We start from the raw sequence: 24,254 nt of genomic DNA on the forward strand, positions 1-24,254 counted from the left end.
GGGATACTTCGGGGGTCCTCAAAAAGTACCCAATTAATGCTCAGGAGAGCGGCTCCACGCACCAGACGTCGTCGAAGGCGATGTGGTGCCGCACGACCGTGAGCTCGCGGGACACGGGGTCCACGCAGGTCACGATGCCCTCGGTCGTGACGTAGGCGTCGCGCTCGTAGTGGGTCACGCGGACGAGCTGGCCTTTGCGCACGGCGGCGAGCTCGCCGGAGATGCGCGCGGACTCCTCCTCGGAGGGCTCGCGGCGCGGCTCGGTCACGCGCTCGCGTTCCCGCACGAGGTCGTAATAGCCGGTGAGCGCCGCGAACGGGGAGAACTGCGCCGCTCGGTCGGCGTGTCGGCGCGGCTCCTCGACCCTACTCATGATGGCCTCCCACCTGCTCGTTTCGCTCCCGCCCGGTCGCCTCGGGGCGGTAGCTGATCCCGCGCACGAGCGCGTTCTTTCCGAAGCGCCGCTTCACGGCCATCGTGGCGCGCGCGAGGCTCTTCTCGGCCGTGTCCGCCGCGGGGTCTGAGAAGAGCGTGAGTTCCGCATACTCCTCCGGCACGAGTTCGCCCACGGAGATGTTGACGCGGCGCACGGCCCGGGCAGGGTCCACAATCTCCTCGTAGAGCGCGAGGAACGCCGCAGTGAGCTCCGTGCGCGAGCTCGTGGCCTCGGCGAGCTTGCGCGAGGCGTTGGCGCCCTCGCCGCGACGGCCCACCACGCGCGTCCCGTGCTCGCCGGTGAAGGTCTCCGTTGCCGCGCCCCTCTCGCCCGCCGGCCCCCGCTCGTGCGCGTAGCCCACGAAGAGCGAGACGTGTCCGCAGACCAGGCCCTTGTCCACGAGCTCCAGCGTGAGGTTGTCGACCATCTCGCGCAGGACCACGCGCGCCTCCTCGAAGGCGTAGTCGCGCATGAGGACCTGCCCCGAGCCCATCGAGTGCGCCCTGGGCCGATAGGCGTGGATCTCTGCCATCGTGCACGGCTCGATACCCCAGGCGTGGTCGATGAGCAGCTCGGCGTTGATGCCAAACTCGTCGTAGAGGGCCCGTTCGGGAAGCAGGGCCACGCCGCCCATGTCGTGCGCGCCCATCTGGGCCAGGCGCCGAGCGATGCCGGGACCGATGCCCCAGATGTCGGTGATGGGCCGGTGGTGCCAGATGAGGCACTTGTAGCGCTCCTCGTCCAGCTCGCCGATGTTGTCGGGCGTGTGCTTGGCCGTGATGTCCAGCGCGACCTTCGCCAGGAACAGGTTGGTCCCGATGCCGGCCGTGGCGCAGATGCCGGTCTCGCGACGGACCATGTCGATGAGCTCCACGGCCAGCTCGCGAGCCGTCTTGCCGTAGAGCGCGAGGTAGGGCGTCACGTCGATGAACACCTCGTCCACCGAGTAGACGTGGATGTCCTCGGGCGAGAAGTACCTCAGGTAGCGGGCGTAGATGTCTGCGGAGACCTCCATGTAGCGCCGCATGCGCGGCCGGGCCATCTCGTAGTCGATGCCGTCCGGGATCTCGAAGACGCGGCAGCGGTTGCGCACGCCGAGCGCCTTCATGGCCGGCGAGATGGCCAGGCAGATGGTCTTGCGGCCACGCGAGGGGTCGGCCACCACGAGCCGGTGCTCGAACGGGTCGCGCCCGCGGTCCACGCACTCGACCGAGGCGTAGAAGCACTTGAGGTCTATGCAGAGGTAGGCGCGGTCCATGTCCTCCGGTCCAAACGTTTGTTCTATGATGGGACCATCATAGCGAAGGGGCCGGACAATTTCGAGGAGGGTGTCATGCGGGCGTTCATTGCGTTGGAGCTGCCGGAGGCGTTTGCGGACGAGGTCGCCGCCCTGTCGCGGCAGCTGGCCGCTGTCTGCGAGGGGCGCTTCGTGGCGGAGGGAAACCACCACCTCACGTTGGCGTTTCTTGGCGAGCTCGACGAGGCGGGCGTGCGGTCCGCGATGGACGCGCTCGAGGTGGCGTGCGCTGGCATGGGGCCGGTCGAGCTGGTGGCGGAGGGGCTCGGAACGTTCGGCCGTGGCCGCGCCACTACGCTCTGGCTGGGGATTCGGCGCTCCGAGGAGCTGGACCTCCTCGCCCGGCGCGTGCGCGGCGAGCTCGCGGCGCGAGGGCTCGCCTACGACGAGAAGGACTTCCTGCCGCACGTCACGCTGGCCCGTCGCGCCCGCATGCCCCGCGGCGAGCTGGGCGAGCTCGCCTTCCCGCTGCCCGACGAGGCGCGCCGCGTCACGCTCTTCCGCAGCATCCTCGAACCCGACGGCGCCCGCTACAAGCCGCTCCATACCGTGACGCTGTGAGACAAACGAACCTGTCCCCTTTGTCTCACCGGGCGATCTCGGCGAGAAATGCGTCGGCGTAGAGCTCGGCCTTCTTGGCGCCCACGCCGGAGACGCCGAGGAACTCCTCGTGCGTGCGCGGTCGCTTGGCGCACATGTCAACCAGCGCGGCGTTGGAGAAGACGATGTAGGCCGGCACGCCCTGCTCGCGCGCGAGCTCGCCGCGCAGGGACGCGAGGCGAGCGTAGAGCTCCTGGCCGGTGGCGTCCAGCTCGGAGACGTCGGTCGCCGCGCGCGTCTTCGCGGGCGCCGCGGGAACGCGCTCCGCCTTGGGCTTGCCGCGCGCCACCCTGAGGACGAACGGCTCGTCCCAAGGCGCCTCGCGCCGCAGGAACGCGCCCGAGCTCGCGGTGAGTGCGACCGTGGGGTAGTCGCCGCCCGTGCGCGCGAGCACGCCGCGGAAGACCAGCTCGTCCAGGACGGCCCGCACGTGCGCCGCGGGCGCGTCCGCCATGATGCCGTAGGTGGAGAGCGTGTCAAAGCCGCGCTGCCGGACCTTCTCGCCGCGCGAGCCGCGCAGCACGTCCACGACCATGCCGGCCCCGGCGCTGCGCCCGCGCTGGGCGATTCGCGCCACGCAGCTCACGACCTTGAGGGCGTCCTCGGTGGCATCGGTCTCCTCGTAGTCGGTGAGGCAGTTGCCGCAGCTCCCGCAGTACGCGGGCGCCTCCTCGCCAAAGTAGCGCAGGATGTGGGCGCGCAGGCACTCCGTGGTGGTGGCGTAGAAGACCATCTGGCGCAGCCGCTCGGCGTCGCGCTCGGCGAGAAGCGCCACCTGCTCGGGCGTGAGGTCCTCGCGCGGCTCGCTCTTCGAGAGGAGGAACTCGGCCGTGTGCACGTCGCCGGGGGAGTAGAGCAAAAGGCAGTCGGCGTGCGTGCCGTCGCGCCCGGCGCGCCCAGCCTCCTGGTAGTAGTTCTCCAGCGAGAGCGGTAGGTTGTAATGGGCCACGTAGCTCACGTTGGACTTGTCGATCCCCATGCCAAAGGCGTTGGTCGCCACCATCACGCGGGCGCGGTCGTAGAGGAAGTCCTCCTGGTTGCGCTCGCGCTCACCGGCTGCAAGCCCCGCGTGGTAGCGCGTGGCGGCCAGGCCCTCGTCGCACAGCAGCTCGCAGACCTCCTCGACCGCACGCCGGCTCGAGCAGTAGACGATGCCGGAGCGCTCGGTCCGCTCGCGGCAGAAGGCCACGAGCATGCGGTCCTTCTCGGCGCGCCCGCGCGGGCGCTCCACGGAGAAGAACAGGTTGGGGCGGTCAAAGCTGGCGAGAACCACGAGCGGGTCGCGCAGCGCGAGCGCCTCCCGGATGTCGCGGCGCACCGCGCGCGTGGCCGTCGCCGTGAGCGCCATGACCGGCGGCCGTTCAGGCAGCGCGTCCAGGAAGTCAATGATTCGCTGGTAGCTGGGCCTGAAGTCGTTGCCCCACTGCGAGATGCAGTGCGCCTCGTCCACGGCGAGCAGGCTCACGCCGCGCGCGGTCACGGTCTCCACGAAGGCGGGGTCGTCGAGTCGCTCGGGCGCCACGTAGACGAGGCGCAGCGCGCCGGCGGCGACGCCGTGGAGCACCTCGGAGCGCTCGGCGGCCCCGAGCGTCGAGTTGAGGTAGCTCGCCGCGACGCCCATCTGGCGCAGCGCTCCCACCTGGTCGGCCATGAGGGAGATGAGCGGCGAGACCACGATCGTGAGCCCGTCGAGCGCAAGCGCCGGCACCTGGTAGCAGATCGACTTGCCCGCCGAGGTGGGCATGACGGCGAGGACGTCGCGACCCGCCAGCGCGGCGTCCACGATCTCCGCCTGGTGCGGGCGGAAGGTCTCGTAGCCAAAGGTCTGGCGCAGTATGTCGATCGGCGTGGGCACGCGCACCCCCCTCGGGCGGACGGTTCTTCTCGCCCTCCCATTGTGCGCCTTTCCGCCCCGTCCGTCTGGCTGCGTCAAGTGTACGAGTTAGCCGCTCGTCGGACACGTCGTCCTTCTCGCCAACTGGGCAAACGCGGGCGAGAAGGACGCTCGGAAGGCCAAAACTCGTACACTCGCCGCTCCTTACGAACGGCTTACATACGGGTCGTGGCGGGCCGGTAACCTGAGGTGATCGGACAATTTTCGCCGCGACCCCGAAATCGGGGCACGCCGTGCGCATTCTTTCACATGGGGGGCGTGATGAAACGGGACAGGGATCTGGTTGCTCGGGTCCTTGCTGCGAAGCGGGACCCTCGTTGCGCGGACGACCTCGTGCGCGATTACCTTCCGTTCATCAAGGCGGAGACGGCGCGGTTCATGGGCCGGCCCCCGCGGCAGGGAAGCGACGACGAGCTGGGGATTGCTATGTTCGCATTCCACGAGGCGGTGCTCTCGTACGACCGGGCGCGCGGCGCGTTCCTGTTATTCGCGGCGATGAACGTGCGCAACCGTCTCGTGGACTTCTCCCGCAGGGAGCGTCGCCACGCCGACGTCCTCTCGCTCGACGAGAGGCGCCCCGACGGAGGCGAGGGGGGCGAGCGCTCCCTCGTTGAGATGATCGCCTCCGAGCGCGACGAGCTCGAGGAGCGTCAGACGCGGGAGGCCTCCCGTCAGGAGATCGTCCAGTTTGGGGCGGAGCTCGAGTCCTTTGGCCTCACCTTCCTCGATGTGTCCGAGAACTGCCCGAAGCAACAGCGCACGCTCGAGGCGTGCCAGCGCGTGCTCGGCTGCGCGCGGAGGAACCCGGAGCTGCTCGACCGTCTGGTGCAGACGAAGAAGTTGCCCATGGCGGAGCTCTCCCGTGGCTCGGGGGTGGAGCGGAAGACGATCGAGCGGCACCGTCGGTACCTCGTGGCTGTCCTTCTCGCCTTCACGAACGGCTTCGAGATCATCCGCGGCCACCTGAGAAAGATCGTCCCGACTGGGGGTGACGGGCGATGAGATACCTCGTCATGGAATGCCATCCGGCATACGCCGTCGTCCTTGATCGGGAGGGCAGGTTCGTCCGCGTGCCAAACCTCGGCTACGAGGTGGGACAGAGACTCGACGACGTCGTGACCTTCGACGCCGAGGTGCTGTCACTCGAGCGAGCGCGGCCGAGAAGGGCTCGCCGCAGGCTCGCTGCGGCGCTCGCGGCTGCTGCATGCCTGTGCGCGCTCGTCATTGGCGGCTTCGCGACGTGGCAGACGCCCATAGGAACGGTTCACATGAGCATCAACCCCGAGGTAGACATCGACGTCAACCGCTTCGACCGCGTGGTGGGGCTCGACGGGGGCAACGAGGACGGCGAGAGGCTGATCGAGGGCTTCTCGTATTACGGGCGCACGATCGACGAGGTCTCGGACGATCTTGCGCTGCGGGCCAAGGACCAGGGCTATCTCGTGCCGGGCGGGACGATCCAGATCAGCGTGGAGTCCGATGACGAGGAGTGGCGCGTCGCGACCGAGGACCGCCTCATCATCGAGCTCGAGGTGCACCTCGAGCAGCCGGTAACCCCCGAGCCCGAGGCGGAAGAGGCCGGCCCAGTAGAGACGCCTCCGGAGCAGGGTGCGCCGGAGACGGAGGCTCCAGAGGCGCCCACCCCTGCGCCCGCTCAGCCCGCCCCCGACGTCGATGACGACGACTGGGACGACGATGACGACGACGCTGACTGGGACGATGACGACGACTGGGACGACGACTGGGATGACGATGACTAGTCGCGAGAAAAAAGTTCCGGCGCGACCCCGGTTTTGAGGTTGTCCCTGCGCATTCTCTCACCGTACGGCAAGAAAAGGGCTCAACCACCGAGGAGGACACCATGAAGACCACGAGCCTGAAGATGAGGGGCATCATCGCGACCGCGGCCGTCGGCGCCGCTCTAGTGGCAACCCTGGGAGGGTGCGGAGCGGCTTTGGGAACCGCCCAGAGCACCCCGTCGGGAGCTTCCGCAGAGACCGCCGCAACGAGGACCGCGGGCGTCCTGCTCCTGAGCGTCAACCCCGAGATCGAGGTCGAGTATGACGAGAAGGGCCTCGTGACCGAGGTCGAGGGCGTCAACGACGAGGGCAGGGGCATCGCGGACGGCTACAGCGGGTTCGAGGGCAGGGAGTGTCGCGAGGTCGTGTCCGAGCTCGTGACCGAGATTTACGAGTCTGGACACTTCAACCAGACGATTGACGGTCACGACCGCAACATCGTCGTCAAGCTCGAGCAGGGGTCGGAGTATCCCGGGGACGACTTCCTCACGGGCATTGAGAGCGACGTTCGATCGACCGTCAGCGGCTTTGGCCTGCAGTCCGACACGCTCTCCGTTGCCCCCGAGCAGCTCGACGACCGTGGCTACATCGGCATCGATGCGGCAAAGGACATTGTCCTCGCCCAGCTCGGCCTGAGCGAGGCGTCGTTCAACGACCATGAGTACGAGCTCGATGACGGCGTCTACGAGCTCGAGTTCACGTCGGACGGCGTTGAGTACGAATACGAGGTCGATGCGAGGACCGGCAAGGTCCTCGAGGCCGACATCGACGGGAACGACGACTGGGACGACCGTGACGACTGGGACGACTGGCACGACGACCGCTACGACCGTGATGACGACTGGGACGACGCCGACGACCGTGACGACGACTGGGACGACGCCGACGACCGTGACGACGACTGGGACGACGACCGCGACGATGACGACGACCGCGATGACGATCGCGACGATGACTGGGACGACGACGATGACGACTGGGACGACGACTAACTGACGGCCCATACGTCCTAATCGGAAGGGCGGAGCGCCTCTGCTCCGCCCTTCTTGCTCTCGTCCCTAGAACAGCTCCGACAGCCCCTTGGCGCCGGCCCGCGCCGCCGAGGCCGCGAGCTTGCCGAGCGCCGGTGTGAGCACGTCGCGCGACTCCTGGTCGAGGTTGCGCGCAGCCTCGCCGATGAGCGCGGGCGCGTCCGCCCCGCTGAAGATCACGGCACCCACGCTCGGCGCGCCGGACGCCTCGAGCGCGCGGAAGAGAGCGTCCACCACGCGCGGCATCTCCTCGGGCGAAAGAGACGCGAGCCAGTCGTCCATGAGCTCGTGCGTGAACACCGCCGAGGGCGAGAGCTCGTCGACGTAGGCAAAGTCGTTGCCGTCGATCTCCCAGGTGAAGATGTCGTGCTGCTCGGCACCGCGGGCGGTGCTGCGAACCACGTGCGGCTCGATGGGCGTGTCCATGAGCATGCCCACCACGGACTCCTCGGGGACGGTCCGGTGGATGAGGTCGCGCACGGGCTCGAAGTCCTCATCGCGCAGGAAGCCGGCCTTGAAACCGGGCCCGTCGTGGTCAAAGACGCGCTCGATCCGGGAGCGGACCTCCTCGGGCGCCCGCAGCACCGCGTAGGTGGCGAGGTTGCCGCCCTTGGAGTGGCCTCCCACGTAGAGGCGTCGCGGCAGGTAGCGTGCGACGGACGCCAGGTAGTCTGCCGCCATGCGCTGTGCCGGCACCGGCGGGTCGATGGCCATGTCGAAGTTCTCGCGCCAGCCGGTGAAGGAGTCGTCGGTGCCGCGGAAGCCCACGTAGGCGAAGTCGCGGTCGTGCCCGGCGGGGGAGCGCCATACGAAGGTGGTCGCCGAGAACTGCACATGCTCCGTCTCATCGAAGCGGGAGGCATAGTCCCTGAGCTCGAGGTCGCGGAAGCGCGGGCTCGCCACGAGTGCCGCCAGCTCGCGCTTGACGCCCTCGGGCGCCAGGCCGCAGAAGAGGCCGCTGTAGCGCTCGGCCTGCAACAGGTCCGAGAAGCGCGCGGGCCGGCTGGCCCAGGCGCGCAGGCGATCCGCGGCACTCCCGCGCCACAGGGCCGCGGGGATGACGCCCTCGCCGCGCACCATGCAGAACTGGGAGAGCGCCGCCGAGTCCACCGGGCCCAGCGGGCGCTCGTCAAAGGTGTCGAGGGCCGTTTCCAGATAGTCGAAGAGGTTCATGCGCCGCCTTTCTCGCTGCTCTAGAGATACCCATAACGAGCGACCATACATACCTACCTAAAAACACCTTGAAAGTGGCGTAAAAGGGGTAGGTGTGTATGGTTGGCCGATTTACACCTCGTGACGGAACCGTGATGAGCGCGTGCCGAATGTTGACAGGGTAACAACTCCGCCGATACTGTTGACGTGTCAACAAGCGAGGAGGAAGGCGCGCCATGGAGGAGACCCGCTTCGAGGACTTCGTGGGCATCATCAGCGCCCTGAACAAGGAGATCCAGCGCATCAAGAACGCCGAGGCGCATCGACTGGGCTTTCGCGGCGCGGACGTGATGTGCCTCTATTACCTCGTCAAATATCCCGACGGTCTCACCGCCGCCGAGCTCGCCCGGCTGGTGGACGTGAGCCGCGCCGCCGTGTCGCGCACCGTGGCCCACCTCGCCGAGGACGGCTTCGTTGAGGTGGGGGGCTCCGACGAGGAGGCCTCCCGCTACCGCGCGCCCATTCGCCTCACCGAGAAGGGCTACGAGGCCGCGAGGCCGCTCGACGACATCATTCACCGAGTCCTCGACGAGGCTGGCGGTGAGCTCGCCCTGCGCCAGCGCATGCAGATGTACGATTCGCTCAACCACATCCTCGAGAAGCTCAGGACCTTCGGCCGCTAGTCGCGCCCGAGCCCGGCTGGGCGAGAGAAGGGAAGACCCATGGCTGTTCGCATCATCACCGACTCTGGCATCGATCTCCCCGGTCAGGCCGACCCTCGTCTCACGGTGCTGCCCCTCGGCATCACCTTCGGCGATACCACCTACGCCGACGGCGTGGACCTCACCAACGACCGCTTCTACGAGCTGCTCATCGAGAGCGACGAGCTCCCCAAGACGAGCCAGGCCACGCCCTTTGCCTACCAGGAGGCCTTCGAGCAGGTCCGCGCGGCGGGAGAGGAGGCCGTGGTGATCACGCTCTCCTCCAAGCTTTCCGGAACCTACCAGAGCGCCGTGACCGCCGCTTCCGACTATCCCGAGGTCCACGTGGTCGACAGCAAGAACGTGACCATCGGTCAGACGATTCTCGTGCAGTACGCGCTGCGCCTTGTCGACGAGGGACTCAGCGCGGCGGAGATCGCCGAGAAGACCGCGGAGGCGGCAGATCGCGTCTGTCTGCTCGCGCTTCTCGACACGCTCGAGTACCTGCGCCGCGGTGGTCGCATCCCCAAAAGCGTGGGCATGGTCGGCGAGGTGCTCTCCATCAAGCCCGTCGTGGGCGTGGAGGACGGCGAGGTCGTCATGCTTGGTAAGGCGCGCGGTTCCAAGAACGGCCGCAACCAGCTGCACCAGCAGGTCGAGAAGCACGGCATCGACTTCACCATGCCGGTTCTTCTCGGCTACACGGGTCTCTCGGACAAGCTCCTGCGCAAGTATCTCGACGACAACCGCGCCATCTGGGAGCACATGGTCGCCGAGGAGGACCTGCCCATCGCGTCCGTGGGCGCCACCATCGGCACGCACGTGGGCCCGGGTGCCATCGCGCTCGCCTTCTTTGCCAAGAACTAGCGCCGCACCTCACTGCACGATGCGCATGACGAGCTGGATGAGCTGGTCGATGGGCATGGGGTCCTCGTCGGCCGTCCAGGTGCGAATGATTGCGAGGATGCCGGAGAGGTAGAACTCGCGCACGATGTCGCCTGCCTGCTCGTCGAGCTGGGCTTCGGGCAGGAAGAAGCGGTCAACGAGCGGGCTGATGATTTGCTTGAGGCGGTCCGAGAATGCGGGGTCGCCGTGCGGGCCCAGAAGGACGCGGGTGTAGTCGCGCGAGCGCTGCGCGAGGCGCAGGATGAGACCCATGTGCTGCGAGAAGTCGAGTCGGTCGCCCTGGAGCAGGCGGCCCTGCACCAGGCGCTCGATGTTGCCGAGCACCGTGTCCTCGATCTCATCGAGTAGCTCGTAGACGTCGTGGTAGTAGAGGTAGAAGGTCGCCCGGTTGTAGCCGGCGCGGTCCGTGATCTCCCGCACGGAGATCTTCTCGACGGGCCTCTCCGCGTAGAGCTCCCAGAACGCCTGGCGGAGGTTGGCGCGCGTCTGCTCGGTGACCTGCGGCTGCTTCTTCATGACGGCATCCCCTTAGGTTTTGTGGCGGAGCCGAGAAGGGCGCGACACTTGGAGCGCGCCTGTCGAGCGCAGGTTCTTCTCGCCCACCTTCCTCAGTATACTTCGATGTAGACAACACGCTGTCGAGCAATCGGAGCTGGGATGGCCTACATCGAGTTTACGGACGTCGTGCGCACCTACGGTGAGGGCGGCGCCAAGATCAACGCCCTGGACGGGGCCACCTTTGAGGTCGAGAAGGGCGAGCTCGCCGTCATCCTGGGGCAGTCCGGCGCGGGCAAGACCACGGCGCTCAACATCCTGGGCGGCATGGATAGCGCCACCTCCGGGACCGTGCGCGTGGACGGCCGCGACATCAGCGGCGCGAGCGAGAGCGAGCTCGTGCTGTACCGGCGTGCCGACGTGGGCTTTGTCTTTCAGTTCTACAACCTCGTTCCCAACCTCACGGCGCTCGAGAACGTGGAGCTGGCCACGCAGATCTGCCCGGACTCGCTCGACCCCGAGGAGACGCTCGCCAAGGTGGGCCTGTCCGCGCGTCTGGCTAACTTCCCGGCCCAGCTCTCCGGCGGCGAGCAGCAGCGCGTCTCCATCGCGCGCGCCCTGGCCAAGAACCCCAAGCTGCTGCTTTGCGACGAGCCCACGGGCGCCCTCGACTACCAGACGGGCAAGCAGATCCTGCAGCTGCTGCAGGACATGTGCCGCGTGGAGGGCATCACGGTCGTGATTGTCACGCACAACGCGGCGCTCGCGGACATGGCCGACCGTCTCATCCGCTTCAAGAGCGGAAAGGTCACCTCCATGACCGTGAACCCCGAGCCCAAGCCCATCGCGGAGATCGAGTGGTAGCGCATGGCCGGCCGCCGCGATACGTCAGCCTTTGCCAAGGGAATTCTGCGCACGGTGCGCGGGAGCCTCAAGCGCTTCGTGGCGCTGACCACGATCACGGCGCTTGGCGTTACGATGCTCGTGGGCCTGCGTGCTGCCTGCGTCGACCTGCGCAACTCCGCGGACCGCTTCTTTGACGAGCAGAGCCTCTTCGACGTGCGCGTGCAGTCCACGCTCGGCCTCACGGACGAGGACGTGGCGGCGCTCGCGGCGCTCGACGGCGTGGAGACGGCAGAGGGCGGCTGGTCGGAGACCGCCTACACGACGGTGGGCTCCGCCTCCGAGAAGGTCGACGTCAAGGCGCTCTCGTCGAGCGGCCTGAACGAGCCGCTCGTCCTGGAGGGGCGCCTGCCCGAGGCGTCGGGCGAGGTAGCTGTTACCCAGCGCTACCTCAAGGACTCCGGGCTCACGATCGGCGACGTCGTGAGCTTCCACGGTGACGACGACCAGGGCGACGATGCCGAGAAGGACGAGGGGCTCGACGCGCTGGACTCCGAGTCGACCGAGGTCTTCGAGCGCGGCGAGTACACGATCGTGGGCTCGGTGCTCGACCCGATGGAGATCAACGCCGGCGAGGGCACGATGTCGTTCCGCTCGAGCGGAGGCTCGCAGTACTCGTTCTTCGTGGTGGCCGACGAGGTCGTCGACCCGAGCGTCTATACCGTGGCGTACGTCATGGTCGAGGGCGCGGAGGCGCCGCTGTGCTACTCGGCCGAGTACGAGGGGATCGTCGACGAGGTGTTTCAGAGCGTCGAGGACGCGCGTGCCGAGCGCGAGCGCGCCCGTGGCGACCAGATTCGCTCCGATGCGAACGAGGAGATCGACGAGGCGGAGGCCGAGGCGCTCGAGGAGCTAGCCGACGCCGAGGCCGAGCTCGACGACGCGCAGCGCGAGCTCGACGAGGGCCGCGCCGAGGTGGCCGACGGCCAGCGCGAGCTCGACGAGCAGCGCGAGGACGCGATGGCGCAGCTCGACGACGCGCAGGCCACGATAGACGAGAACCGCCGCACGCTCGAGGACGGCGCCGCGGAGTACGCGGCGGGCCTCGCGGAGTACGAGGCCGGCCTTGCCGAGTACGAGGCGGCGCTCCCCGGCGCCGAGCAGCAACTCCGCGACGGCCAGGCGGCCCTCGATGCCGCGCGGGCAAACGTGAGCGGCATCGAGGTCGCGGATGGCGTCACGATCGGCGACCTCGAGGCGCAGCGCGACGAGGCCCAGGCAGCGGTGGACTCGCTGCCGGGAACGATTGCCGGAATCGACGACACCGCCGAGAGCATTGCCTCGGGCATCGACCAGCTGGCCGCAGCGCTCAAGGGCATGATGGGCACGGACATGGGGCTTGGCGCGCTGGCGACGCAGGCGCGCGAGGCGTGGGCGACCGTCGAGACCGTGGACCCGTCAGACGAGGAGGCCGCGGCTGCCGCCACCACCGCCTACGCGGACGTGCTCTCCCAGACGGCGGACAAGCTCGCGCCCTTCTCGTCGATTCTTGCGGGGCAGCTGAGTGGACTCGACGCGGAGATCGAAAAACTCGATGGCCAGCTTAGGGACCTTGAGGTTGCCATCGGGGAGAACGAGGGGAAACTTGAGGAGCTTACGGACAAGATCGAGGACCTCCAGGCGTCCGATCCCGGGTCGCCCGATCTTGCGGAACTCATCGATCAAAAGTCCGAGCTCGAGGGGACGCTTGAGTGGCAGCGGGGGGACCGCGAGGAGCTCCAGGGTCAGTGCGACACCCTGCGAACCCAGCGCGAGACCTACGCCGGTCACCAGACGAGCCTTGACCAGCTTGTCTCGTTCGGACGTGATGACGCCGCGGACGGTCAGGGCGCCACTGCCCTGGCGAGCGGCCGCATCCAGGCAGTCGCCGGCCTCGCGCAGGCCCAGGCGGGTCTCGACCAGCTCAACCCGGCGATCGACCAGGCGAAGAGCGCCGTGGAGGCCGAGTTCGACCGCCAGCAGGCGCTCATCGACCAGGGTTGGCAGGAGCTCTCCGACGGGCGGGCACAGCTCGAGAGCGCCCGCGCCCTTCTCGACCAGAGCGCCGCGCAGATCGCCGACGGCCGTGCCCAGCTCGCCGAGGGCCAGGCCGAGCTCGACCGCCAGCGCGCAGATGCCCTGGAGCAGCTCGCGGACGCCCAGCGCCAGCTCGATGATGCGCTCGCCGAGATCGCCGACGGCCAGAAAGAGCTCGATGAGGGCCGCGCGACCTTCGAGCAGGAGCGTGACGACGCGCTCACGGAGATCGCGGACGCCCGCGAGGAGGTCGAGGACCTTCCTGACGCCACGTGGTACGTGCAGGACCGCTCCAGCCTCTCGAGCTATGCGAGCGTGGACTCCGACGCCTCCTCGATCGAGGCCATCGGCACGGTGCTGCCGGTCGTCTTCTTCGTGGTGGCGGTGCTGATCAGCCTCACCACGATGACGCGCATGGTGGAGGAGGAGCGCGGGCTCATCGGCGTCTACAAGGCGCTCGGCTACGGTCGCGGGCGCATCCTCTCCAAGTACGTGCTCTACGCGCTGGCGGCGTGCGTGCTCGGCTGGCTCGTGGGTACGCTGCTCGGCTTCATCGTGCTCCCGGCCATCATCTTCACGATCTTCTCGACCATGTACGCGCTGCCGGGCTTTGTCTACGGCTTCGACGCGGCGTACTCGGTTGTCTCGCTGCTGCTCTTCACCGTGGGCATCGTGGGCGCGACGGCTCTTACCTGCCGCCATGAGCTGCGGGAGACTCCCGCCTCCCTCATGCTGCCCAAGGCCCCCAAGGCCGGTTCGCGCATCTTCCTCGAGCGCATCGGGCCCGTCTGGCGGCGCATGAGCTTCCTGAACAAGGTCACGGCGCGCAACCTCTTCCGCTACAAGCAGCGCTTCTTCATGACCACGTTTGGCGTGGCGGGTTGCGTGGCGCTGCTCATCACTGGCTTTGGCATTCGCGACACCGTGCTCTCGCTCTCGCCGCGCCAGTACGGCGATGCGGGCGTGATCGGCTACGACCTCATGGCGGTGACCTCCGTTGACGACCTGGATTCCGCCGCCGATGAGCTGGCCGACGACGAGGGCGTCTCCGACCTCGTGCGCGTCTACATCGACAACCTCACCGTGAGCTATGGCGACGACAAGGAGACCGTGCAGCTCGTGGTGGTGCCGGAGGGGGAGAGCCTTGAGGGCTACGTGAACCTCGTCGCGGACGACGGCTCGGCGGTCTCCCTGGACGAGGCGCAGGTGGCCATCACCAAGAACGCCGAGCAGGTCATGGGCGTCGTCGTGGGCGACGAGCTGGGCCTGCAGGACTCCACGCTTGCCGAGGGCACGGCCGCGCCGGGTTCGATCGTCCTCAACTATCTGGGCAACACCCTCTACATGACCGAGGCGGCCTACGAGGACGCGTTTGGGGAGGAGCTTGAGCCCAATGGTCTTCTCGCCCACCTGACGGGTGACGCGGGCGAGCAGGTCGCGCTCTCCGAGCGCCTCTCCGAGGACGGGCGCTACCTCTCCGTGGTCTCAACCCAGAAGCTCGTGAACGACTTCTCGAGCGCCTTCACGCTGATCAACACCGTGGTCTACGTGGTCATCGTCCTGGCGGCGGCGCTCTCGTTCACCGTGGTCTTCACGCTCTCCAACACCAACATCTCCGAGCGCGAGCGCGAGCTCGCCACCCTCAAGGTCCTGGGCTTCAAGCGTCCCGAGGTCCACCGCTACATCAACACCGAGACGCTCATCCTCACGGGGATCGGCGTGGTCATGGGCCTGCCGCTGGGCTATGCGCTGGCGCGCAGCCTCACGTGGATCCTGCGCATGCCCTCGCTCTACTTCGACGTGGTGGTGGACCCGCTCACGTACCTGATCGCGGCGGTTATGGCCTTTGCCTTCACGGTCGTGGTGAACCTCATCACCAACCGCGCGCTCGACCGCGTGGACATGGTGGGTGCCCTCAAGTCCGCAGAGTAGCCGGCTCCGTTGCCCCCTCCACGCGGTTTGGGTTCACGTTCTCGCGGTTCCGCGAGTATCCGTTTGCAAACGCGCAGGTAGCGGTGTCGCGTCCTGACGCCGTCGCCCCACAGCGAACCCAAACCGTTTTCCGGTTTGGGTTCGTGCCCGCAACACCGCGCACCGGCGCAAGCCGCTGAGCTGGGACTCCTTAATCGGCTACTCTCGAAACCGCGAGAATGCGAACCCAAACCGCTCCATAGTCGCGCTATCCCTCGCGCTGGGCGAGGAAGGCGCGGGTGCGCTCCTCGCGCGGGTGGTCGATGACCTGCTCGGCAGGGCCCTCTTCCACGATGACGCCGCCGTCCATGAAGATCACGCGGTCGGCGACCTCGCGCGCGAAGCCCATCTCGTGCGTCACGATCACGAGCGTCATGTTCTCCGCGGCGAGCTCCTTGATGACGCGCAGGACCTCGGCCGTGAGCTCGGGGTCGAGGGCGCTCGTGGGCTCGTCGAAGTAGACGATGTCGGGGTGCAGGGCCAGGGCGCGGGCGATGCTCGCGCGCTGCTGCTGACCGCCGGAGAGCTGGCAGGGCACCTTGTCCTCGTTACCGGCGAGCCCCATCTTGGCGAGAAGCGCGCGGGCCTCTGCCTCGGCCTCGGAGCGGTCGCGCCCCTGGACGACGACCGGCGCGTCCATCACGTTGCGCAGCACCGAGAAGTGCGGGAACAGGTTGTAGTTCTGGAACACCAGGCCAAAGCGGGCGCGCGCCGCTGCCAGGACGCCCTTGTCGCCATACGCGCCGTTCGTGGCCACGGTGACGTCCTCGTAGGAGAGGTCGCCGCCGTCCAGGCGCTCGAGCAGCGTGAGGCAGCGCAGCAGCGTGGACTTGCCGCCGCCGGACGGGCCGATGATGGCCACGACCTCGCCGGGGGCCACGGAGAGCGAGATGTCGTGCAGGACCTCCACGTCGCCAAAGCTCTTGCGCGCGTGCGCGAGGGAGACGACGGGACGCATCTCGTCCTTCTCGACGGTGCTTGCGCTAGTCATGGTAGTAGCTCAGCTTTCTCTCGATGCGCCCGGCGACGAAGTCGATGAGCAGGTTGAAGACCCAGTAGAACGCGGCGGCGATGGCAAAGGGCAGCATGGACACCTGGCTCGCCACCAGCTGCTTGGCAACGGTGAACATCTCGATGACGCCGATGGAGAAGGCGAGCGAGGTGTCCTTGACCAGCGTGATGACCTCGTTGGTCATGGCGGGCATGATGCGCTTGACCACCTGCGGCAGCACGATGCGCACGAAGGTCTGCGCGCGCGAGTAGCCCAGGACCTGGGCCGCCTCGTGCTGGCCGCGCGGGATGGACTGGATGCCGGAGCGGTAGATCTCGGCGAAGTAGGCCGCATAGTTGACGATGAAGGCCACGATTGTGGCGTACCACTTGCTGTCGGTGGTGAGGCGGATGCCAAAGACGTAGTACGGCACGAAGTAGATGGCAAACATCTGCAGCATGAGCGGGGTGCCGCGCATGATGGAGATGTACAGGCGGGCGAGAAGCGCGAGCGGCTTGAAGCGGCTCATGCGCGCGAAGGCCACCAGCATGCCGAGCGGCAGCGAGCCCAGCAGGGTGAAGGCGAAGATCTGGAGGCTCACGAGGAAACCCTCGGAGAGCATGCCGGTCATGGTGAGGAAGTCCACGGTGTTCCCTTCATGCGCGGGATGCCCGAGGCGGCTCGCCGCTCGGGCATCCCGGGGAGGAATTCTTCTGGGGCGCTACGCGAGGCACCAGTTGTCGTAGGAGATGCCGTCCTCCGCGTACTTGTCGCAGAGCTCCTGGACAAAGCCCTCCTCGTCCATGGCACGCAGGGCCTCGTTCACGGCGTCGGCGGTGGCGTCGTCGCCCTTCTTGAAGCCGACGGCGTAGTGCTCCTCGGAGAGGAACTCGTCGAGCTGGACGTAGGCGTCGGGCTTGGCCGCGAGCTGGTAGGCGGCGATGGAGAGGTCGCAGGCCACGGCGTCCACGGCACCGGACTCGAGCTGCATGAAGGCGGTGTTGTACTCGCCGATGGTCTCGAGGCCGGCGAAGGTGGCAGCGAGCTCGGCCTGCGTGGCGTCCTCGCCGGCGAGGACGTTGTAGGCGGCAGAGTCGACCTGGGTGATCACGGCCTTGCCCGCGAGGTCGTCGAAGCTCGCGATGCCGGAGTCAGCGCGCACGACGATGACCTGGCCGTTGATCATGTAGGGCTCGGAGAAGGTGTAGTCGTCCTCGCGACCCTCCATGGTGAAGCCGTTCCAGATGCAGTTGATGGCGCCGCTGTCGAGCATGGTGTCCTTGGCGTCCCAGTCGATGGGCTCGAGCTGGACCTCCCAGTCGTTGCGAGCGGCGACCTCCTGGGCGAGCTCGAGGTCGAAGCCGGTGTACTCGCCGTCGTCGCCGACGTAGCCGTAGGGTGGGTACGAGGAGTCAAAGCCGACGATGAGCTTGCCGGTGTCGACGGCGCCGGTTCCGGCCTCATCCTCGGCCTCGGTGGTGGTGTCGCTGGCGGGGGCGTCGTCGCTGGCGTCGGGCGATCCACCGCAGCCGACAAGAGCGGTGACGGAGAGACCGGCGGCGGCGAGGGACAGGAACGACCTTCTATCGAGCATGAGAGATCCTTTCATGAGGCGCCCACGTGAGGCGCTTTACTTTGCTAAAGTGCATGCTCGAATATACGCTTTACCACGATAGAGTGCAAGACGGTTTTCAGGCTGGAAACAGAGGGGCTGTGGTACCATGCGTCCCCGTGCGAGTGGTCGCGAGAGGGGACGTCATGGGAATCGTGGAGCTGCTGCTCATAGCCGTGGGGCTTTCGATGGACGCGTTTGCCGTCTCGATCTGCCGCGGGCTGGGGATGCGGCAGCTCAACCTGCGCACGGCGGCGGTGCTGGCGCTTTTCTTCGGCGGCTTCCAGGCGCTCATGCCGCTCGTCGGCTGGGCGCTCGGCAGTCAGTTCATGTGGCTGATCGAGCCGGTGGACCACTGGGTCGCCTTCGTGCTGCTCGCCTTCATCGGCGGCAAGATGCTCTGGGAGGCGTTCCACGAGGACGCCGACGAGGACTGTGGCTGCGAGGACACGAGCGGCATCGACTTGCGTGAGTTCCTCGTCCTGGCGGTGGCGACCTCGATCGATGCGCTCGCGGCGGGCATCTCGTTCGCCGCGCTGTCGGTCGACATCGTCACGACGGTGACGCTCATCGGCGTCATCACCTTTGCGCTCTCGTTCGCCGGCGTGGCGGTGGGGCACTTCTTCGGCGCGCGCTACGAGAAGCCCGCGAGTGTGACGGGCGGCGTCGTGCTCATCCTGATTGGGCTCAAGGTCCTGCTGGAGCACCTCGGCGTGCTGGCGCTATAGGCATGCCTCGGCGATGCGACGGCGGAGCTCGTCGACGCCCTGGCCCGTCTCCGAGGACGTGACGACCAGCTGATCGCGGTCGATTCCGAGCTGGCGTGCGATGGCGGCGGCCTGCTGGGCCTGCTTCGAACGTCCCAGCTTGTCCGCCTTGGTGAGTGCCACCACGAAGGGAAGCTCGCTCTCCTTGAGGAAGGCGACCATCTCGTGGTCCAGGCGCTGGGCGTCATGACGGATGTCCACGAGGGCGATCACCAGGTTGAAGCTGCGCTCCTGGGCAAAGTAGCCCGAGATGAGGTCGGCCCAGCGCTGCTTCTCCTTCTGCGAGACCTTGGCAAAGCCATATCCAGGCAGGTCCACGAAGCGAATCCCGTCCACCTCGAAGAAGTTGATGTTCGCGGTCTTGCCCGGCGTGGCGGAGACCTTGACGAGGCCCTTGCGTCCGAAGAGCTTGTTGAGCAGTGAGGACTTGCCCACGTTGGAGCGACCGGCCACGGCGACCTCGGGCGTGGTGGAGGCGGGGAGCTGTGCCACGGTGCCGTACGAGGCCTCGAAGCGTGCGGTCTGGTAGTTGATGCCTGCCATGGGCGTCCTTTCGGGTGCGATTGCGTGAGGCAATTCTAACGTGCGAGCGCTCGTGGGGCGATTGGGGCGAATGAGTCACATTGGGTGCATAAAATGTTCGCTCGTGCTACAAGCTGACCTATTGGCTGCATAAAACGCTCGTTCGTGTAGCACGTTTTTTCGACCATGCGCGAAAGCGATTCAACTATTGTTATCAAATCCTGCGAAAACATGAGTTTAATTTATTGATATGCTCTTCTGAGGGGAATTCTACGCAGCACGAGCGACGTTTTTATGAATCAAACGGCCAAAATGTCGCACGAGCGACAGTTTTATGCAATTGGGGGCATCGTGGCAGAGACGTTCGTGAAGACTGCGGGGTACGGGGACAACCTTCCGGGTGAGGCGGCGGCGTTGCGCTGGCTCGCCGAGGCGGAGTCGACAGGGGGCATCCGTGTCGCCCGCGTGCTGAGCGTCACCACGGACGAGCTCGTCGAGGAGCGCGTGACGACGGGAGCCCCGTCGGCTGCGGCGGCACGACGGATCGGTGCCGCGCTGGCGCGCACACATGCCGCGGGCGCCCCCTGGTACGGATGCGCCCCGGACGGATGGTCAGGGGAGCCGTGGTGCAGCCAAGCCCGAACGCCCTATGTCGCGCGCGAGGGGGCAACGGAAAGCTGGGGCTCGTTCTTTGCCGAGCATCGCATCATGAACTACGTCCGGACCCTCGTGGACCGAGGCGAGTTCGGCACGTCAGAGCTCAACCTCTTCGAGCGTGTGGCGGCGCGCCTCGAGGCGGGAGAGTTCGACGCCCCGCAGCCACGGCTCGTGCGCGACTCCGCCGTCCTCTGCGCCCGGCTCCACGGCGACCTCTGGGCGGGCAACGTCCTGTGGGACGCCGACCCCGCCTCGCCTACCGGCGGCGTCCTCATAGACCCGATGGCCTACGGCGGCCACGCTGAGACCGACCTCGCGATGCTCGCGCTCTTCGGGTATCCCTTCCTCGAAGAGGTGCTCCGCGGCTACGACGAGGCGTCGCCGCTCGCGGACGGCTGGCGGGAGCGCGTCGCCCTCCACCAGCTCGCCCCGCTGCTCCTTCACTGCGTCCTCTTTGGAGGGTGGTACCTCGCGGAGGCGACGGCCGCCGCTCGCCGCTACGCGTGAGGCCGACCGCTACCCGGCGAGCCCGCCCACCACGCTCGCCAGCGCGATGACCACGCCTACGATGGACTCGCCGCCCAGGACGCCGGACGCCACCACGACGCCCTTCTCCTCGGCGTCGGCGACCCCGCGCGCCCTGCAGACGCGCTCGTAGACCCATCGCACGCCCGCGCCGAGCGCCGCGGTGAGCGACATGTAGAACGGCAGGTAGACGCCCAGGCCAAACATCATCGCGGGCAGCCCCGCCCAATAGAGCGCGACGCCGCCCAAAAGCCCGATCACAAAGCCCGGGACGCTCGGGATGCCCGAGACCATCGTCGCCACCACGCTCGCCTGCGCGGAGACGAACATCTGCCCGGAGCCAAAGGCTCCCGGCCCGTACGCGGAGAACAGCGTGACCAGCACGGCGACGGCGACGACGGTGCCCAGCAGCGCACCGATGGCCTGGCCGACCCACATGGCGCGCGGGTTCGTGCCGATGATCGCCCCGGTCTTGAAGTCGCTCATGACGTCGCCTGCCAGGCCGCACGCCACGGCCACCACGCCGGCCACGTAGAAGAGCTGCACCTGGCTCGCATCGGAGAACGCGGCCACGGCCAGCAGCACGATGAGGCCGAAGATCTCCATCGGGTCGATGCCGGTCTGGCCCACGGACTGCGCGCTCATGATCGTGGTCACGAAGGCGAGGACGACCACGGCCACCGCCACGACCGGCCCCAGCCCGAGCCCGATGCACACGAGCAGTGCCGCCGCGGCCACCATGAGGGCGAGCGTGCCCCGCTCGAGGCCGCTCCAGCCGGAGGTCGCGGCGCTGTCGCCCTCGTCACCCGAGCGCCTGCCGCGCAGCACGCGAGTCGCGTGCGGCAGGATGTCCTTCAGGACCACGCCCACGCCGGACCCCATCATGAGGCCCATGCCCAGGCTGGACACGATGCCCTGCGCCGTCGCCACGTCCCAGAGGCCCGCGGCGCTCCCGCCCACGATGATGCCGAAGTTGCCCACGAGCGCGCCGAGGAGCCAGAACGCCACCGCGACGCCGCCCACGAGAAAGCCCACCGAGAGCATCTGCGGGGAGTTGTAGATCGCGAAGCTCACCCCGGGGATGGGGAGCTGCGCCACGAGCGAGGGCATCCAGCCCAGCGCGTCGCGCGCGACGCACCACAGGCCGGCCAGGCCCATCGACCCAAAGAGCCGCCTGCCGGTGACGCCGCCCGTCTTGGTGGCCATGAGGGTCTCGGCCGCCGCGGTGCCGATGGGGTACTCCAGGTCCGACTCGTCAATGAAGCGACGTCGGATCGCCGCGGTGCACACGAGGCCCAGTAGCGTGCCGGCGAGCGCCACGACGAGCATCTCCACCCAGCTCACCTCGTCGGCGAGGCCGAGCATCCAGATGCCGGGGATGGTGAACGCAAGACCTCCCGCCACCATGGAGCCCGCCGACATCACGATCTGCGTGACGTTGGCCTCGTTGAGGCTGCGGCGCCCGAAGGCTCGCAGCAGGAACAGCGCGACGATGGAGGTGAAGATGGTGGGCCACGGCAGCGCGCCCATCTTGAGGGCGGTGTAGACCGACGACGCCGTGATGATGACGCAGCCGACGCACCCGATGGCAACGCCAACGGGGCTCAGCTGCCCGCGCCACGAGGCGCGAGAGCCGTTCTCGCTCATATGTGCTCCTTCGTATATCCGCTCCCCCGCGCGGGGAGTCGGGTTACGGCATGGACTGATACAGTATATAGAGAACGCGAGGGAAGGACCGCAGAGTTTCCGGAGGCTCCATGAGTGACAGCGCCGAGAAGAACGTGCTCGTCGTCGACGTCGGCAACACCGTGACCAGGTTGGGTCTCTTCGACGGCACGGGTCTGACCGGAACCCTGAGCCTCACCACGCCCGAGCGCCTCACCGCAGACGAGGCCTGGCTCGCCCTCTCGGGAGCGCTCGGCTCCCTCGGTGTCGGGAGCGTCGACGGTACCATCCTCGGCTGCGTGGTCCCGCCCCTCTCCGACGTGTGGCGTGACGCCCTCTCCCGCGCCAGCGAGACGAGACCGCTCGTCGTGGGGCCCGGCCTCAGGACAGGCGTCCGCATGCGCTACGACGACCCCTCGGAGGTCGGGGCCGATCGCGTGGCGGACGTCGTCGCCGCGCGCGAGGCGCATGGCGCCCCCGTGGTGGTGGTCGACCTTGGCACGACCACGAACTTCGAGGTCGTGGACGAGACCGGGGCGTTCGCGGGCGGCATCATCGCTCCCGGCGTCGCGCTCGGCGCGCGCTCCCTCAGCACGGCGGCGGCGCGCCTGCCCCTGATTGAGCTCCGAGCCCCCGCGACCGTGGTCGGCCGCAGCACCCGCGCCGCGATGGAGTCGGGCGTCGTGCTGGGGGAGGTTGCGCGCATCGACGGCCTGCTCGACGCGATCGCGGCCGAGACGGGCGTCGATGCCCCGGTTGTCCTGACCGGGGACGGAGCCGACGAGATGGCGTCCCTCCTGCGCCATGACGTGCAGGTCGACGACACGCTCACGCTGCGTGGGTTGTGGGCGCTCTGGCGGGCGAACCAGCGCCCCTAGGATGTAAACAAATCTAAACAACCACTCAAAATTTCGTTGAAAATCGTCTAAACGGTTACTAAACAATCCGCTTACAGGAGATTACAAACCGCTCGTCGGGTAGGGTGATGCCCGTCCGGAGGCAAGGCGTAAAACTGAACCAGTACAAAACTGAAGAGAGGAAAAGCGTTCCGCATCTGGGCCTGCGCGCTTTCCTGCCAAGGTACCAGTTAGATACCTGTTGGAGGAAACGCTATCGTGGGGCCAGATATGTTTGACGGAAGCGGAACGAGAACGTCGACGCTCGTTCCCAAGAGGGCGTCACTGATTTAGGTAGTAAGTAAACATGAACAGATTGTTTACTTATGGTTTGTAGGCTGTCGTAAGACAGAGAAGTACAGGAAGGGGAATGGGACATGATCTCGAGAAGGAACTTTCTGAAGGGCGCCGGCCTCGCCGGTGGCACGCTCGCTCTCGTCGGCTGCGGCGGTGGCGGCGGTGCCGCGACCACCGATGACACCACCACCGATGAGGCCAGTGGCGAGCTCATCTCCGTCGGCATCATCAACAACGACCCGAACGAGTCCGGCTACCGCACCGCCAACGACAAGGACATGAAGGAGACCTTCACTGAGGAGAACGGCTTCGCCGCCGAGTTCGCCTACAGCATGAAGAACGAGGAGCAGATCGCCTCCGCGCAGCAGTTCATCCAGAACGGCGTGAAGTACCTGCTCGTCTCCGCCGCCGACACCGCCGGCTGGGACACCCCGCTCCAGGACGCCCTGGACGCCGGCACCCAGACGATCCTCTTCGACCGCGTCGTCGACGCCCCCGAGGACCTCTACGTGGCCGCCGTCGTCTCCGACATGGACGCCGAGGGCCAGACCGCCGTTGACTGGCTGACCGACCAGGCCCTGCCCGAGTACAACATCATCCACATCCAGGGCGTCATGGGCTCCGCCGCCCAGGTCGGCCGCACCGGCGCTCTCGACGAGGCCGTCGCCGCCAACGGCTGGAACCTCGTCGTCCAGCAGACCGCCGACTGGAACGCTGAGACCGCCCAGCAGATCACCCAGTCCGTGATCGACTCCGGCCAGTCCTTCAACGTCATCTACGCCGAGAACGACGACATGGCCAAGGGCGCCGTGGCCGCTCTCGACGCCGCTGGCATCACCCACGGCAAGGACGGCGACGTCATCATCATGGGCTTCGACCACAACACCTGGGCCCTCGAGGAGGTTATGGCCGGCCGCTGGAACTACGACGGCCAGTGCAACCCCTACCAGGCCTCCACGATCCTCGACATCATCAACAAGCTCGAGGCCGGTGAGGAAGTCACCGAGAAGACCGTCATCATGGAGGAGGGCTACGCCGACTGCGACACCATCACCCAGGAGTACATCGACGAGAACGGCATCTAAGCCCAGTCGATAGCCTCATGGCTGATTGATCGCTCG

22 protein-coding genes are annotated in these 24,254 nt (G+C 67.3%); 12 read left to right on the forward strand and 10 right to left on the reverse strand.

The genetic code is table 11. The features are described 5' to 3' along the window. Window positions 1-40: 40 nt before the first annotated feature. Window positions 41-373, reverse strand: a complete 333-nt coding sequence (locus B5F73_RS06160) for a hypothetical protein (RefSeq protein WP_087227377.1) — start codon at window positions 371-373, stop codon at window positions 41-43. Further along, window positions 366-1,694 (reverse strand): DNA repair protein, encoded by a 1,329-nt coding sequence (locus B5F73_RS06165; RefSeq protein WP_087227378.1) that lies wholly within the window; start codon window positions 1,692-1,694, stop codon window positions 366-368. The genes B5F73_RS06160 and B5F73_RS06165 overlap by 8 nt, the downstream gene beginning before the upstream one ends. 75 nt (window positions 1,695-1,769) lie before the next feature. On the opposite strand from B5F73_RS06165, the gene thpR reads away from it, so the two are divergent. Next, on the forward strand, window positions 1,770-2,294 hold the full coding sequence (gene thpR / locus B5F73_RS06170; RefSeq protein WP_087227379.1) for an RNA 2',3'-cyclic phosphodiesterase: 525 nt from the start codon (window positions 1,770-1,772) through the stop codon (window positions 2,292-2,294). 25 nt (window positions 2,295-2,319) lie between these two features. Here the strand turns inward: thpR and recQ are convergent, their stop codons facing one another. Next, window positions 2,320-4,188 carry a DNA helicase RecQ gene (gene recQ, locus B5F73_RS06175; RefSeq protein ID WP_204206270.1) on the reverse strand — a complete coding sequence of 623 codons (1,869 nt, stop codon included), beginning with the start codon at window positions 4,186-4,188 and terminating at the stop codon, window positions 2,320-2,322. Window positions 4,189-4,488: 300 nt separating this feature from the next. Between recQ and B5F73_RS06180 the strand changes: the two genes are divergently transcribed. The 3 genes from B5F73_RS06180 to B5F73_RS06190 all read left to right on the forward strand — a co-directional run bounded on the left by B5F73_RS06180 (window position 4,489) and on the right by B5F73_RS06190 (window position 7,018). Continuing rightward, on the forward strand, window positions 4,489-5,229 hold the full coding sequence (locus tag B5F73_RS06180; RefSeq protein ID WP_255376241.1) for a sigma factor: 741 nt from the start codon (window positions 4,489-4,491) through the stop codon (window positions 5,227-5,229). Next, window positions 5,226-5,987, forward strand: a complete 762-nt coding sequence (locus B5F73_RS06185; RefSeq protein ID WP_087227382.1) for a hypothetical protein — start codon at window positions 5,226-5,228, stop codon at window positions 5,985-5,987. The genes B5F73_RS06180 and B5F73_RS06185 overlap by 4 nt, the downstream gene beginning before the upstream one ends. Before the next feature lie 101 nt (window positions 5,988-6,088). Then, entirely contained in the window at window positions 6,089-7,018 is a 930-nt protein-coding gene (locus B5F73_RS06190) for a PepSY domain-containing protein (RefSeq protein WP_087227383.1), read from the forward strand. Window positions 7,019-7,084: 66 nt separating this feature from the next. Here B5F73_RS06190 and B5F73_RS06195 read toward each other — a convergent pair whose 3' ends face one another. Beyond that, window positions 7,085-8,230 carry an Mbeg1-like protein gene (locus tag B5F73_RS06195; protein WP_087227384.1) on the reverse strand — a complete coding sequence of 382 codons (1,146 nt, stop codon included), beginning with the start codon at window positions 8,228-8,230 and terminating at the stop codon, window positions 7,085-7,087. A 215-nt stretch (window positions 8,231-8,445) separates the two neighbouring features. Here B5F73_RS06195 and B5F73_RS06200 point away from each other — a divergent pair, with 215 nt between their 5' ends. Both B5F73_RS06200 and B5F73_RS06205 read left to right on the forward strand, forming a co-directional pair. After that, entirely contained in the window at window positions 8,446-8,892 is a 447-nt protein-coding gene (locus B5F73_RS06200; protein WP_087227385.1) for a MarR family transcriptional regulator, read from the forward strand. Between the two features lie 39 nt (window positions 8,893-8,931). Continuing rightward, complete coding sequence (locus B5F73_RS06205) at window positions 8,932-9,777, forward strand: DegV family protein (protein WP_087227386.1); 846 nt, start codon at window positions 8,932-8,934, stop codon at window positions 9,775-9,777. Window positions 9,778-9,786: 9 nt separating this feature from the next. On the opposite strand, the gene B5F73_RS06210 is transcribed toward B5F73_RS06205, so the two are convergent. Beyond that, window positions 9,787-10,332, reverse strand: coding sequence for a TetR/AcrR family transcriptional regulator (locus tag B5F73_RS06210; protein WP_087227387.1), 546 nt, complete (start codon window positions 10,330-10,332; stop codon window positions 9,787-9,789). A 141-nt stretch (window positions 10,333-10,473) separates the two neighbouring features. Here B5F73_RS06210 and B5F73_RS06215 point away from each other — a divergent pair, with 141 nt between their 5' ends. Continuing rightward, complete coding sequence (locus B5F73_RS06215; RefSeq protein ID WP_087227388.1) at window positions 10,474-11,175, forward strand: ABC transporter ATP-binding protein; 702 nt, start codon at window positions 10,474-10,476, stop codon at window positions 11,173-11,175. Window positions 11,176-11,178: 3 nt separating this feature from the next. Next, window positions 11,179-15,162 (forward strand): FtsX-like permease family protein, encoded by a 3,984-nt coding sequence (locus B5F73_RS06220; protein ID WP_087227389.1) that lies wholly within the window; start codon window positions 11,179-11,181, stop codon window positions 15,160-15,162. A 247-nt stretch (window positions 15,163-15,409) separates the two neighbouring features. Here the strand turns inward: B5F73_RS06220 and B5F73_RS06225 are convergent, their stop codons facing one another. From B5F73_RS06225 to B5F73_RS06235, 3 genes are all read right to left on the reverse strand, one after another. Then, the gene (locus B5F73_RS06225; protein ID WP_087227390.1) at window positions 15,410-16,159 is read right to left on the reverse strand and encodes an amino acid ABC transporter ATP-binding protein; all 750 of its coding nucleotides are present in this window, start codon (window positions 16,157-16,159) and stop codon (window positions 15,410-15,412) included. A 25-nt stretch (window positions 16,160-16,184) separates the two neighbouring features. Continuing rightward, entirely contained in the window at window positions 16,185-16,838 is a 654-nt protein-coding gene (locus tag B5F73_RS06230) for an amino acid ABC transporter permease (RefSeq protein ID WP_239379816.1), read from the reverse strand. Between the two features lie 75 nt (window positions 16,839-16,913). Further along, a complete protein-coding gene (locus tag B5F73_RS06235) occupies window positions 16,914-17,786 on the reverse strand; it encodes a transporter substrate-binding domain-containing protein (protein WP_239379817.1) in 873 nt (290 codons plus the stop codon). Between the two features lie 164 nt (window positions 17,787-17,950). On the opposite strand from B5F73_RS06235, the gene B5F73_RS06240 reads away from it, so the two are divergent. Further along, window positions 17,951-18,532 carry a manganese efflux pump MntP family protein gene (locus B5F73_RS06240; protein WP_087227392.1) on the forward strand — a complete coding sequence of 194 codons (582 nt, stop codon included), beginning with the start codon at window positions 17,951-17,953 and terminating at the stop codon, window positions 18,530-18,532. Here the strand turns inward: B5F73_RS06240 and yihA are convergent. Further along, entirely contained in the window at window positions 18,527-19,114 is a 588-nt protein-coding gene (gene yihA, locus B5F73_RS06245) for a ribosome biogenesis GTP-binding protein YihA/YsxC (protein ID WP_087227393.1), read from the reverse strand. The genes B5F73_RS06240 and yihA overlap by 6 nt on opposite strands. Window positions 19,115-19,444: 330 nt before the next feature. Between yihA and B5F73_RS06250 the strand changes: the two genes are divergently transcribed. Then, window positions 19,445-20,257 carry a fructosamine kinase family protein gene (locus tag B5F73_RS06250; RefSeq protein ID WP_204206272.1) on the forward strand — a complete coding sequence of 271 codons (813 nt, stop codon included), beginning with the start codon at window positions 19,445-19,447 and terminating at the stop codon, window positions 20,255-20,257. A 9-nt stretch (window positions 20,258-20,266) separates the two neighbouring features. Here B5F73_RS06250 and B5F73_RS06255 read toward each other — a convergent pair whose 3' ends face one another. Next, complete coding sequence (locus tag B5F73_RS06255; protein ID WP_087227395.1) at window positions 20,267-21,922, reverse strand: OPT/YSL family transporter; 1,656 nt, start codon at window positions 21,920-21,922, stop codon at window positions 20,267-20,269. Between the two features lie 110 nt (window positions 21,923-22,032). On the opposite strand from B5F73_RS06255, the gene B5F73_RS06260 reads away from it, so the two are divergent. Together B5F73_RS06260 and B5F73_RS06265 are read left to right on the forward strand one after the other, a co-directional pair. After that, the gene (locus B5F73_RS06260; protein WP_087227396.1) at window positions 22,033-22,818 is read left to right on the forward strand and encodes a type III pantothenate kinase; all 786 of its coding nucleotides are present in this window, start codon (window positions 22,033-22,035) and stop codon (window positions 22,816-22,818) included. Window positions 22,819-23,213: 395 nt separating this feature from the next. Further along, the gene (locus tag B5F73_RS06265; protein WP_087227397.1) at window positions 23,214-24,218 is read left to right on the forward strand and encodes a substrate-binding domain-containing protein; all 1,005 of its coding nucleotides are present in this window, start codon (window positions 23,214-23,216) and stop codon (window positions 24,216-24,218) included. The last annotated feature ends 36 nt before the right edge of the window (window positions 24,219-24,254 follow it).

Source organism: Olsenella sp. An270, from assembly GCF_002159735.1.
Taxonomy (GTDB): domain Bacteria; phylum Actinomycetota; class Coriobacteriia; order Coriobacteriales; family Atopobiaceae; genus Thermophilibacter.